9 protein-coding genes are annotated in these 12,274 nt (G+C 76.1%); 7 read left to right on the top strand and 2 right to left on the bottom strand.

Annotated elements, in window-relative coordinates; genetic code table 11:
• Positions 1-209 precede the first annotated feature (209 nt).
• A complete protein-coding gene (locus GD970_RS11685) occupies positions 210-1,667 on the top strand; it encodes an MDR family MFS transporter (RefSeq protein WP_152203074.1) in 1,458 nt (485 codons plus the stop codon).
• Here GD970_RS11685 and GD970_RS11680 read toward each other — a convergent pair.
• Complete coding sequence (locus tag GD970_RS11680) at positions 1,630-2,607, bottom strand: glycosyltransferase family 9 protein (RefSeq protein WP_152203073.1); 978 nt, start codon at positions 2,605-2,607, stop codon at positions 1,630-1,632. The two genes, GD970_RS11685 and GD970_RS11680, sit on opposite strands and share 38 nt — an antisense overlap.
• On the bottom strand, positions 2,604-3,761 hold the full coding sequence (locus tag GD970_RS11675; RefSeq protein ID WP_152203072.1) for a glycosyltransferase family 9 protein: 1,158 nt from the start codon (positions 3,759-3,761) through the stop codon (positions 2,604-2,606). Before GD970_RS11675 ends, GD970_RS11680 begins: the two co-directional genes overlap by 4 nt.
• A gap of 169 nt (positions 3,762-3,930) precedes the next feature.
• On the opposite strand from GD970_RS11675, the gene rfaE2 reads away from it, so the two are divergent.
• The 6 genes from rfaE2 to GD970_RS11645 all read left to right on the top strand — a co-directional run.
• Positions 3,931-5,412 (top strand): D-glycero-beta-D-manno-heptose 1-phosphate adenylyltransferase, encoded by a 1,482-nt coding sequence (gene rfaE2, locus GD970_RS11670; RefSeq protein ID WP_152203071.1) that lies wholly within the window; start codon positions 3,931-3,933, stop codon positions 5,410-5,412.
• Between the two features lie 43 nt (positions 5,413-5,455).
• Entirely contained in the window at positions 5,456-6,469 is a 1,014-nt protein-coding gene (locus GD970_RS11665; RefSeq protein WP_211489688.1) for a glycosyltransferase family 2 protein, read from the top strand.
• 228 nt (positions 6,470-6,697) lie between these two features.
• The gene (gene metG / locus GD970_RS11660) at positions 6,698-8,503 is read left to right on the top strand and encodes a methionine--tRNA ligase (RefSeq protein WP_152203070.1); all 1,806 of its coding nucleotides are present in this window, start codon (positions 6,698-6,700) and stop codon (positions 8,501-8,503) included.
• A complete protein-coding gene (locus tag GD970_RS11655) occupies positions 8,503-9,444 on the top strand; it encodes a TatD family hydrolase (protein WP_152203069.1) in 942 nt (313 codons plus the stop codon). Before metG ends, GD970_RS11655 begins: the two co-directional genes overlap by 1 nt.
• Before the next feature lie 277 nt (positions 9,445-9,721).
• Complete coding sequence (locus tag GD970_RS11650) at positions 9,722-10,747, top strand: aggregation-promoting factor C-terminal-like domain-containing protein (protein ID WP_152203068.1); 1,026 nt, start codon at positions 9,722-9,724, stop codon at positions 10,745-10,747.
• A gap of 561 nt (positions 10,748-11,308) precedes the next feature.
• A partial coding sequence (locus tag GD970_RS11645) for a G5 domain-containing protein (RefSeq protein WP_152203067.1) occupies positions 11,309-12,274 on the top strand: 966 nt, incomplete at its 3' end.

Raw genomic sequence — 12,274 nt, 5'->3', positions numbered from 1 at the left:
CGGTGCCTGGAAAATCGCTTTCCCCCGGGCGCCCGGAGGGCCCACAATCACCAGGCCGGTCCGCATGCCGGCCCCCATCGGTCCCCACCCACACCGGCCCGCGCCCGGGCCGCCACGGGTCCCACCCGGATCGGTCCGCGCGCCGTGTCGAGATCGCCCCGCGCCGCTCGACGCACGGACGGACCCATCCCCGACGCCGGAGGCCCCGCATGACCGAGACCACCGAGACCACCCCGTCCGCCCCGATCCTCGCCCCGCCCGAGCGGCTCGCGCCGGAGAGCCGCCTGGTCATCAGCCTGCTGCTGGTCTCCGCGTTCGTCGTCATCCTCAACGAGACGATCATGGGCGTGGCCCTGCCGCGGATCATGGCGGACCTGGGCATCGGCCCCAGCGCCGGGCAGTGGCTGACGACGGCGTTCATGCTCACCATGGCGGTGGTCATCCCCGTCACCGGATACCTCCTCCAGCGGCTGGCCACCCGGCCGGTCTTCGCCGCCGCCATGTCGCTGTTCTCCCTCGGCACCCTGCTGTGCGCGCTGGCCCCGGGGTTCCCCGCGCTCGTCGTCGGCCGGGTGGTGCAGGCCAGCGGCACCGCGATCATGATGCCGCTGCTCATGACCACGGTGATGACCCTGGTCCCGCCCGCCCTGCGCGGGCGCACCATGGGCAACATCTCCATCGTCATCTCCGTCGCGCCCGCCCTGGGCCCGACCATCTCCGGGCTCATCCTCAGCGCCCTGAGCTGGCGGGCGATGTTCTGGATCGTCCTGCCCATCGCCCTGGCCGCCCTGACCCTGGGCCTGGCCCGCGTCCGCAACGTCTCCACCCCGCGCCCGGGCAGCATCGACGTCGCCTCCGTGGTCCTCTCGGCGCTGGCGTTCGGCGGGCTGGTCTACGGCCTCAGCACGTTCGGGACCGGCGGAGCGGGCACGGCGACGTGGGCCCCGCTCGCCGGCGGCGCGGTGGCGCTGGTGGCGTTCGTGCTGCGCCAGCTGGCCCTGCAGCGCCGCGACGCCGCCCTGCTCGACCTGCGCACCTTCGCCTCCCCGCAGTTCGCCGTGTCGGTCGGGCTCATGGCCCTGCTGACCGCGGCGCTGTTTGGCACGATCATCCTGGTCCCCATCTACACCCAGAACGTCCTCGGCCTCGAGCCGCTGGCCACCGGCCTGCTCCTGCTGCCCGGCGGGCTGCTCATGGGCCTGCTCGGACCCGTGGTCGGCCGGGTCTACGACCGGCGCGGCCCCAGGCTGCTGGTCGTGCCCGGGGCGCTGGTCGTCAGCGCGGTGCTGTGGTCGCTGACCCGGCTGAGCACGGACACGCCCGTCCCCGCCGTCCTCGCCGCGCACATGGCCCTGTGTCTCGGCCTGGCCCTGCTGTTCACCCCGCTTTTCACCACGGCGCTGGGCTCGGTGCGCCCGGCGCTGTACTCCCACGGCAGCGCGGTCCTCGGCACCGCCCAGCAGCTCGCCGGGGCCGCCGGCACCGCCCTGTTCGTCGTCGTCATGTCCACCCGCGCGGCGGCGCTGGCCGGGACGACGGCGAGCGACGCCGCCGCGCTGGCCGGGGGCGTGCGGGCCGCGTTCCTCTGCGGGGCGGTGCTCTCGCTGCTGGTCGTCGTGGCCGCGTTCTTCATCCGCCGGCCGGCGGACGCGACGGCGCCGGCCTGAGCAGCGCCCGGGCCGCGGCGAGCACGTCGGCGGCCGTCACGGCGAGCAGCGCCGGGTCCGGGGTGGCGGCGAAGGTGTCGCCCCGGCGCGCCCCGGCGTCGGTGAGGACCACGTGGGGGCCGCCGGCGGGCGGTCCCCACTCCTCGGGCGGGGCGGGCCCGAAGAGGACGACCGAGGGCACCGCGTAGGCCGAGGCCAGGTGGGCGGCGCCGGTGTCGGCGGAGACGACGAGCGCGGCGGCGTGGATCAGCGCGGCGAGCTCGCCCAGGCCCTGCCGCCCGGCCAGCACCGCGTCCTCGCCCAGCCTGGCCCGGCGGGCGACCGCCAGGGCCCGGTCGCGCTCGCGGGCGCTGCCGGTGAGCACGACCGTCGCCCCCTCCGCCCGCAGCCCGGCGGCCACCGCCGCGAATCGCTCCACCGGCCACTCCCGGGCCCCGTGGAACGCCCCGACGTGCACCACCGCGGCCCCGGCCACCACGGGCGGGTGCGGCGGGGGCAGCAGGCCGACGTCGTCGGGGTCGGCCGAGGCGCCGAAGGCGGAGACGAGCCGGGCCCACCGGACCCGCTCGTGCACGCCGTCCTGCCACTCCGGCCCCTCGGCGACCCCGTGCCCGCGGTGGGCGATGCGGCGGCGCGGGGCCAGCGCGGTGAGCAGCGCGGCGCTCGCCGGGCCGCCGTGCAGGTCCGCGGCCACGTCCACCCGGCCCGGCGCCAGCGGCAGCGGGTGGTCCAGGCCGGGGGTGGGCAGCAGGGCGTCCACCCCGCCCACGAGCGCGACGACCTCGGCGAGCCACCCCGGCACGGCGAGCACCAGCCGGTGCTCGGGGTAGGCCCGGCGCAGGGCGTGCACCGCCGGGACGGCCACGAGCAGGTCGCCGAGCTTGAGGGCCCGCAGGGCGAGCAGCTCCGGGCGCCCGTCGGGCGCGCCGAGGAGCCTCACCAAGGCCCCACGCCGCCGGACGGCGCCGCGAGCAGGTCGAGGACGTCCGCGCGCACCGGCTCGACGCCGATGTCGGCGACGAAGGAGTCCTCGTGCTCGCAGCGCGGCGCCGTCTCGGAGGTGACGTCGCGCCCGCACACCGGGCAGGTGGTCATCCAGCCCAGGTGCACCCGGTGGCGGGCCCGGCCCAACGGGCCGGCGTTGATGACGTTGCCGAACCAGTAGACCCCCACGGTGGCGGCGCCCACGGCCTGGGCGAGGTGGCGGGGGCCGGAGTCGTTGCCGAGCAGGACGTCCGCCTCGGCGAGCAGCCCGGTGAGGCCGGGGAGGGTGAGCCGGCCGGCGCGGGAGGTGACCCGGGAGCGCGCCGCCGGGGGCAGCGCCGCCCGGGCCCGGTCGACGATCTCCTCCGCCGCGGGGACGTCCTCGCCCGCCCCGACCACGACCACCTGCGCCCCCGCCGCGGCCGCGGCGGCGGCGACGTCGGCGAAGCGGGCGGGCGGCCAGCGCCGGCGGGCGTCGGTGGCGCCGGGATGGACGACGAGCAGCGCCGGCGCGCCGGGCGCGCGCAGCTCCCGGGCGCCCGCCCGCTCCGCCTCCGTCACCGTCACCCGCGGCTCGAGCATGACCGGCGGCGCCCCCGCCAGCCCCACCACCTCCAGGGCCCGCAGCACCTCGTGCTGGTAGTACCGGTAGGGGATGGTCCGCTCCAGGGCGGCGGCGTCCGGGGTGCGGGTGCCCACCGTGTGCCGGGCCCCCAGCCGGAGCAGGAAGGGGTTGGAGAAGCGCCCGCCGCCGTGCACCTGCACCGCGAGGTCGAACTGGCGCGCGGCGAGCCGGTCGAGAAAGCGGTCCGTGCCCGCCGGGTCCTCCTCCCGCCCGGGGGACTCGCGCACGCCCCGGGCCAGGGGCAGCACCTCGACCCCGGCCACCGGCCCGGGCCGGCCGGCGAGCAGGTCGGCGTGCAGCGGGGTGCCGAGCAGGGTGATCCGGGCGGCGGGGTACGCCGCGGCCAGCGCCTCGACGGCCGGCAGGGCGAAGAGCAGGTCGCCCAGCCCGCCGCCGCGCAGGACGGCGATCCGCTCGACGTCCTCGAAGCGGGGGGCGAGCGGGCCGACGGCGAGGGCCGGGGCCGCGGTCGTGGGGGTCACCATCGCTGCTCCTCCCCGGCCGCGCCTCGGTCGCCGCCGGCGCCGCCGCACGGACCGGTGGGCCCTTCCTAGTTCGGTCCGGTGGGCCGGGCAACCGCTGGCCGGCTCGGCGCGCACGCCCCACCGGATCGTGCTTCCCTGCTGGGGTCGTGCCCCTGTCCCAGGAGGACCGATGAGCAGCTTCCGCAGCCCCGAGGACCCCGCCGGCCTGGCCGAGCGGCTGCGCCGGGCCGCACCTCGGGTCGCCGTCGTCGGCGACCTCATCCTCGACGGGTGGTGGACCGGCCACGCCGGGCGCATCACCCGGGAGGCGCCGGCGCCCGTCGTGCAGGTCGCGGGACGGCGCTACGCCCCCGGCGGGGCGGCCAACACGGCGATGAACCTCGCCGCCCTGGGGGCCCGGGTGCGGCTCGCCGGCGTCGTCGGCGACGACGAGGCCGGCCGCCGGCTGCTGGACCTGCTGGACGCCGCCGGCGTCGACGTCGCCGCGGTGGTCGTCGCCGGGGGCGTCACCACGACGGCGAAGACCCGGATCGTCGCCGACGACCAGGTGCTCCTGCGCGCCGACGACGCCCCCGGCCCCGGCTACCCGGAGGCCGTCCTCGCCGCGCTGGCCCGGGCGGTGCTCGCGGCCACCGGCGACGTCGCCGCCGAGGTGGTGTGCGACTACGGCGCCGGCGCGCTCGCCGACCCGGTCCGTGCTGCCCTGACCGCCCGCACCCGCCGCCCGCCGCTGTCCGTCGTCGACGCCCACGACCCGCGCCCGTGGGCCGCCCTGCACCCGGCCGTCGCCACGCCCAACGCCGAGGAGCTCGCCGTGCTGCTGGGTGGCCCGCTAGGCCCCGACCGGGTCGCCGAGGTGGCCGCCCGCGCCCCGGAGATCCTCGCCGCCAGCGGGGCCGAGGCGGTCGTGGTCACCCTCGACCGCGACGGCACCGTGGTGCTCACGCCCGACGCCGCCCCGCGCCGCACCCACACCCGTCCGGTGCCCGAGGCCCAGGCGTCCGGCGCCGGGGACACCTTCGTCGCCGGGCTCACCCTGGCCCTCGCCGCCGGGCTGCCCCTGGCCCCGGCCGCGGACGTCGCCCAGGCGGCGGCCGACGTCGTCGTCCGGGCGCCGGGCACCACGGTGTGCACCACCGACGAGCTGGCCGCCCGGCTCGGCGCCCGCCGCGCCAAGACCCTCGCCGCGGACGCGCTGGCCGCCCGCCTCGCCGCCGACCGGGCGGCGGGGCGCCGCATCGTGCTCACCAACGGCTGCTTCGACGTCCTCCACCGCGGGCACACCCGCTGCCTCGAGCAGGCCAAGGACCTCGGCGACGTCCTCGTCGTCGCCATCAACGGCGACGACTCCGTGCGCCGGCTCAAGGGCCCCGGGCGGCCCATCAACCCCGCGGCCGACCGCGCCGCCGTCCTCGCCGCGCTCGCCTGCGTGGACTACGTCACCGTCTTCGACACCGACACCCCGATCCCGCTCATCGAGCGGATCCGCCCCGACGTCTACGCCAAGGGCGGGGACTACACCCCGGAGATGCTCGCCGAGACCGGGCCGGTGCGCGCCTACGGCGGCCAGGTGCGCATGCTCGACTACGTGGCCGAGCACTCCACCACCGCCGTCGTCGAGCGGATCCGCCAGCCGGCGCGGGAGGGCTGAGGTGGCGGCGGGTGGGGACGGCCTGAGCTCGCGGCGGCCTGGCGTGACGGCGCGGCCTGGCGCGACGGCGCGCGCCGACCGCGCGACCTCGCGGCGCGGGTCCGGCGCCTGGGCGCGCAGCGGGCAGGCCCCGGACCCGGCGGTGGACGTCCTCATCCCCACCGCGGGGCGCGCCGGCGAGCTGGCCGTCACCCTCGCCGGGCTGGCCGCGCAGGACGACCCGCCCTTCCGGGTCGTGGTCAGCGACCAGTCCGACGACGGCGCCGCGCTGACCGCCCCCGCGGTGACGGCGATGGCCCGGGTGCTGCGCGCCCAGGGCCGCCCGGTGGAGGTGCTGCGCCACGTGCCGCGCCGCGGGATGGCCGAGCAGCGCCAGTTCCTCCTCGACCGCGCCACCGCCGCGGAGGTGCTCTTCCTCGACGACGACGTCTGGCTCGAGCCGGGCATGCTCGCCCGGCTGCACGACGCCCTCGGCCGGCTCGGGTGCGGCTTCGTCGGCGCCGCCGTGCAGGGCCTGTCCTACCTCGACGACGACCGGCCCCACGAGCGGACCGTCTTCGAGCCATGGGTGGGCCCGGTGCGGCCCGAGCGGATCCGCCGCGGCACCGAGGGCTACGCGCGGTGGCCGCTGCACAACGCCGCTAACCTCACCCACCTGGCCGGCGAGCTCGACCTCGCCGAGGGGGAGTGGGTGGCCTACAAGGTCGCCTGGGTGGGCGGGTGCGTGCTGCTCCGCCGCGAGGCGCTGCTGGAGTGCGGCGGGTTCGGCTTCTGGCCGCGGTTGCCCGAGGAGCACGCGGGGGAGGACGTCGCCGCGCAGTGGCGGGTGATGGAACGCTTCGGCGGGGCCGGGATCCTGCCCAGCGGGGCGGTGCACCTCGAGGCCCCGACCACCGTGCCGCGGCGGGAGGTCGACGCCGTCGAGGTCGTGCTCGCCGATGGGTCGGCCGGTGTCGAGGAACCGGACGGTGGAAGTAGTGAGCCGGACGGCGTCGTCCTTGCCGATGAAGCAGGTGACCGGCCCGACAGCCGCCTCGCGGCGGACGGCCGCTCGTAGCGGCGATGGGTGAGGCCCGGGGGCGTGGACCGGGCCGGTCGCTGAGCACAACGGACCCGCGCCGCCGCACATTCCGGCGCCCGCCCGTGACGGCCCCCACGCCGTCGGCGCCCGCGTGCCCGCCACGCCCCAGGCCGCCGGCGCCCGGGTGCCCGCGCCGCCCGCCGTCGGCACCCGCGCACCCGGCCCCCACGCGGCGGGCCCTCCCGCGCCAACTACGCTGGCCCCATGACCCGCATCCTTTCCGCCGTGGCGTGGCCGTATGCCAACGGGCCCCGCCACATCGGCCACGTGGCCGGCTTCGGTGTGCCCTCCGACGTCTTCAGCCGCTACATGCGCATGGCCGGCCACGACGTCCTCATGGTCTCGGGCACCGACGAGCACGGCACGCCGATCCTCGTGGCGGCGGACGCGCTGGGCTACACCGCCAAGGAGTTCGCGGACCAGAACAACCGCCTCATCGTCGAGGACCTCGTGGCGCTGGGGCTGAGCTACGACCTGTTCACCCGCACCACCACCCGCAACCACTACGCCGTCGTGCAGGAGATGTTTCGCACGGTGCGCGACAACGGCTACATGGTCGAGCAGACGATGCTCTCCGCCATCAGCCCCTCCACCGGCCGGACTCTGCCGGACCGCTACATCGAGGGCACCTGCCCGATCTGCGGCTACCACGACGCCCGCGGCGACCAGTGCGACAACTGCGGCAACCAGCTCGACCCGGTCGACCTCATCGACCCGCGCAGCAAGATCAACGGCGAGGTGCCGCAGTTCGTCGAGACCACCCACTACTTCCTCGACCTGCCCGCGCTGGCGGAGTCCCTGGGCAAGTGGCTGGACGGGCGGGCCGCGTCGGGCACCTGGCGGCCCAACGTCATCAAGTTCAGCCAGCACCTGCTCGAGGACATCAAGCCGCGGGCCATGACCCGCGACATCGACTGGGGCATCCCGGTGCCGGGCTGGGAGGACCAGCCCACCAAGCGGCTGTACGTGTGGTTCGACGCCGTCGTCGGCTACCTCTCCGCCTCCATCGAGTGGGCCCGCCGCAGCGGCGACCCCGACGCCTGGCGGCAGTGGTGGAACGACCCCGAGGCCCTGTCCTACTACTTCATGGGCAAGGACAACATCGTCTTCCACTCCCAGATCTGGCCCGCGGAGCTGCTCGGCTACGACGGCGAGGGCGCGAAGGGCGGGGCGCCGGGGGTGTACGGCACCCTCAACCTCCCCACCGAGGTCGTCTCCTCGGAGTTCCTCACCATGGAGGGCAAGCAGTTCTCCTCCTCCCGCGGGGTGGTCATCTACGTGCGCGACGTGCTCTCGCGCTACCAGCCCGACGCGTTGCGCTACTTCATCTCCGCCGCCGGCCCGGAGACCCAGGACTCCGACTTCACCTGGGCGGAGTTCGTCCGGCGCACCAACGGCGAGCTCGTGGCCGGCTGGGGCAACCTGGTCAACCGCACGGCGGCGATGATCGCCAAGAACTTCGGCGAGATCCCCGCCCCCGGCGCGCTCGAGCCGATCGACGTCGAGCTGCAGGACGCCATCCGCGCCGGCTTCGCCACCGTGGGCGGGCTCATCGAGGGCCACCATCAGCGCGCCGCCCTGGCCGAGGCCATGCGCCTGGTGGGGGAGGCGAACACGTACGTCACCCGCACCGAGCCTTTCAAGCTCAAGGCCCCCGAGCAGCGCGAGCGCCTGGCCACGGTGCTGCACACCCTCGCCCAGGCCGTCTCCGACCTCAACGTCATGCTGAGCCCGTTCCTGCCGCACTCGGCCAACGCCGTCGACGCCGTCCTCGGCGGGGGCGGCGACGTCGCCCCGATGCCGCGCATCGAGGAGGTCGAGGACCTCGACGGCGGCGACCCCTACCCGGTCATCACCGGCGACTACGGCCGCGGCGGCGAGGGGATGCCCGCCTGGGGCCCGCGCCCGGTGACGGTCGGGGCGCCGGTGGCCAAGCCGACGCCGATCTTCACCAAGCTCGACGAGGACGTCGTCGACAGCGAGCTCGCCCGGCTGCGGGCCGAGGGCTGATGGGCAAGAAGTCCAAGCGCCGCGGCTGGCCCGAGGCGCCCGCGCCGCTGCCCGCGCCCGTGGTGGACAACCACGCCCACTTCCCGCTGCTCGGCGAGGACGGCGCCCCGCTGCTGGACGACGACGTCGCCCTGCCGCCGGGCGAGGCGCCGCTGAGCACCGCCGAGCAGCTGGCGCGGGCCGCGGCGGTCGGCGTGGAGCGGATGATCACCATCGGCTGCGACGTGCCGTCCCTGGCCGGCACGCTCGCGCTCGCCGCCGCCCACCGCGAGCTGGCCGCCGGGCTGGCGATCCACCCCAACGAGGCGCCGCTGCACGCCGGCGTGCGCGAGGTCGGCCCCGACGGTCTCGAGCCGCACGTGCGCGCCCACCACCGCATCGGCCTGGACGAGGCGATCGCGCACGTCGCCGACCTGGCCCGCGACCCGCGGGTGGTCGTCGTCGGCGAGACCGGCCTGGACTTCTTCCGCACCGGCGAGGAGGGCAAGGCCTTCCAGGTGCGCGCCTTCCGCGACCACATCGCCCTGGCCAAGGAGCTGGGCAAGCCGCTGCAGATCCACGACCGCGACGCCCACGCCGCGGTCGTGGACGTCCTGCTGGCCGACGGCGCGCCCGAGCGCACCGTCTTCCACTGCTTCTCCGGCGACGTCGAGCTCGCCCGCACCTGCGCCGAGCACGGCTGGTACGCCTCCTTCGCCGGGCCGGTGACCTTCAAGGCCAACGACGACCTGCGGGCGGCACTGCGCGAGCTGCCGCCCGAGCTCGTCCTCGTCGAGACCGACGCGCCCTACCTCACCCCGGCGCCCCACCGCGGCCGCCCCAACGCCTCCTACGTGCTGCCGCTGACCGTCCAGGCGGTCGCCGAGCAGCTGGGCCTCGGCCTGGCCGAGACGTGCGCCACCCTGACGGCGAACACCGACGCCGTCTACGGCACCTGGTAGGCGCCCCCACCCCGGGGCGGATTCCTGCCCGGTCACGGCCAGAACACCGGTTCGACCGTTCGGGTCGTTCCGGCGGAAACACCGGACAGGCGCTGCTGCCAGCCGCGCCGCCCACGAGGACGTGATCCACAACACCTGTTGCGGCAGTTTTGCTAGAGGTTACGAATCGGTTACGGTCACTTCCGGAATCGAACCCTCCCGATCGGCAGGACTGCTTCTCGTGGCACGACACACTGCTGGGCGACACGGCGCGCCCCACACCGCTCCGGCGCCCGTGGTGGGCCCGCCCACCCCCGGGTCCCGGCGTGCGCTGCGCGAGGCCGCTCAGGCCGCCGAGCGCGGCTCGGCCACGTTCGGGCTCCCGACCCCGGCGGTGCACACCCTGCGCGCCGGCGTGCTCGGGGCGGTGGTCGTGGGCACGGGCGCCTTCACCCTCACCCAGGGCGCGGACCTGCCCGCCGCGGACATCAGCGCCGACGCCGGCACCCTCGCCATGCGCTCGGGCGACGTCGCCTCCCGCTCCCAGGTGGACGGGCGTGCCGCGCTCGACGCCCAGGCCGTCCGCACCTTCACCGCGACCGTCGACGGCGAGGACCACGAGGTCACCACCGCGGCCACCACGCTCGGCCAGGCCTTCGCCGAGGCCGGGATCGTCGTCGACGCCGACGACGTCGTCTCCGCCCCGCTCTCGGGCGAGGTGCCCGACGGTGGCGCGGTCACCGTGACCCGGGTGGTCGCCGAGCACGTGACCGAGGAGACGGTCGACAAGTTCACCACGGTGGAGAAGAAGGACCCCTCCCTGCCCGAGGGGGAGCGGAAGGTCCAGACCGCCGGCGTCGACGGCGTGGCCACCAACACCTACGTCGTGAAGAAGGCCGGCGACGAGGAGGTCTCCCGCGAGCTCGTCGCCTCGGTGGTCGCCACGGTCAAGGTCGACGAGGTCGTCCTCGTCGGCACCAAGAAGCCCGCCCCGGCCGCCCCGGCCGCCGGGGTCGCCGTCTCCGGCGACGCGCGCGCCATCGGCCGCCAGCTCGCCGCGGCCCGCGGCTGGGGCGCGGACCAGTTCTCCTGCCTCGACTCCCTGTGGACCAAGGAGTCGAACTGGAACGTCTACGCGGACAACCCCTCCTCCAGCGCCTACGGCATCCCGCAGGCCCTGCCCGGCTCGAAGATGGCCTCGGCGGGCGCCGACTGGGCGACCAACCCGGCGACGCAGATCACCTGGGGCCTCAACTACATCGCGGGCCGGTACGGGACGCCGTGCAACGCGTGGGCCCACTCCAAGGCCGTCAACTGGTACTGACGGGTCGCGACGCCGCACGTCCGGTGACGTCACGACGTTGCCGGGACGTGACGCGTCCCACGCCGTGACGCCCGGACGTGACGCGTCCCACGTGCGCCGTGTCCGGGAGGCCGGACCGTTGCTGGCGCGGACGCGACGCGTCCCACGCCCGGGGGCGGGAGCGGCGACCTCGCGGGCGGGGGTGACGGCGGCGGGTGCGACACGCCGGGCCGCCACGCCGAACTTTGAGAATTGAGGGTCTCGGGGTCCCCGCGGACCCCGGCCGCACGACGACGGAGCGTTTCTGGCGCGCTCGTGCGGCTCGTGGACCGGTCGGCACGACGCAGGGGGCCGTGCCGACCGGTCTGCCTAGCGCGTTGAGTCGATTCATGCCCAGCCGACTCGCCTAGACGGCAGATCACGATTCGATTACGGTTTCGAATCGGTCCACCCCGGACCGGTGGGCGTCGTGCGTCCACAAGTGTCAGCCGGATCAGACCGGCCGTCGTGCCGCTCCGCGGGCGGCGGGTCCTCCCCGCCGCGACGGCGCTCTGTGCCCGGGCACCGCGTCAAAGGAACCTCGTGACCGCGAACCACAGCACCACCCCCCTCCCCGCCGTGGGCGCCGCTCCGACGTCCGACCACACTCCCAACAAGAAGAAGTCCCGCCGCCGCTGGCTCGCTCTGGGCGTCGTCCCGGTGCTCCTCGTCGCCGGCGCGGCCACCGCCCAGGCGCACAAGAGCGTCGACCTGGAGATCAACGGCCAGCGCCACACCTTGTCCACCTTCGCCGGCTCGGTCGACGGCCTGCTCGAAGAGCAGGGCATCGCCGTGGGCCAGCACGACCTGCTCGCCCCCGGAGGTGACACCGCCCTGAAGGACGGGACCGACGTCGTCGTGCGCACCGCGCGCGAGGTCGCCGTCACCGTCGCGGGCGAGGAGCAGAAGGTCTGGACCACCGCCCTGACCAGCGGCGAGGTCGTCAACAGCCTGGCCGAGTCCGGCCGCGACGTGTCCGTCGCCGCCTCCCGCTCGCTCGAGGACGGGCGCCAGCCGCTCGACATGCCCCTCGTCGTCGACGGCCCGGTCGACGTCGTCGCCGACGGCAACACCAACCGCGTGCAGCTCGAGGGCACCGCCTACGTCACCGACGCGCTCAAGGCCGCGGGCGTGACCACCCAGCAGCCCGACCGGGTCGAGATCCGCCCCGGCCAGGACGGCGCCGCGCAGGTCGTGGTCACCCGGGTCGTGCGCGCCGAGCGCCAGGAGACCCAGCCGGTCGACTTCGCCACCGTCCAGCGCGAGGACGCCTCGCTGCTGAAGGGGCAGACCAAGGTCGTCCAGGAGGGCGTCCCAGGCGAGCGCACGCTCACCTTCGCCACCGTGACCGAGGACGGCAAGGAGATCCAGGCCGAGCAGACCGGCGACGAGGTCACCCGCGCGCCCGTCGACCGCATCGTCGCCGTGGGCACCAAGGCCCCGGCGCCCCAGCCGGCTCCCGCCCCGCAGCGCGCGGCCGCCGCCCCGGCGCCCGCGCCGGCCCCCGCC

Source organism: Georgenia thermotolerans (assembly GCF_009193185.1).
GTDB classification, from domain to species: Bacteria; Actinomycetota; Actinomycetes; order Actinomycetales; family Actinomycetaceae; genus Georgenia; species Georgenia thermotolerans.
Note: the sequence above shows the minus strand (reverse complement) of the source record. Positions and strands in the feature narration are given on the sequence as shown.

Bases quoted from the DNA above. Each gene is read 5' to 3' on its own strand.
- rfaE2 (WP_152203071.1), top strand. From the start codon at position 3,931: ATGAGCAGCTTCCGCAGCCCCGAGGACCCCGCCGGCCTGGCCGAGCGG.
- GD970_RS11675 (WP_152203072.1), bottom strand. From the start codon at position 3,761: ATGGTGACCCCCACGACCGCGGCCCCGGCCCTCGCCGTCGGCCCGCTC.
- metG (WP_152203070.1), top strand. From the start codon at position 6,698: ATGACCCGCATCCTTTCCGCCGTGGCGTGGCCGTATGCCAACGGGCCC.
- GD970_RS11685 (WP_152203074.1), top strand. From the start codon at position 210: ATGACCGAGACCACCGAGACCACCCCGTCCGCCCCGATCCTCGCCCCG.
- GD970_RS11655 (WP_152203069.1), top strand. From the start codon at position 8,503: ATGGGCAAGAAGTCCAAGCGCCGCGGCTGGCCCGAGGCGCCCGCGCCG.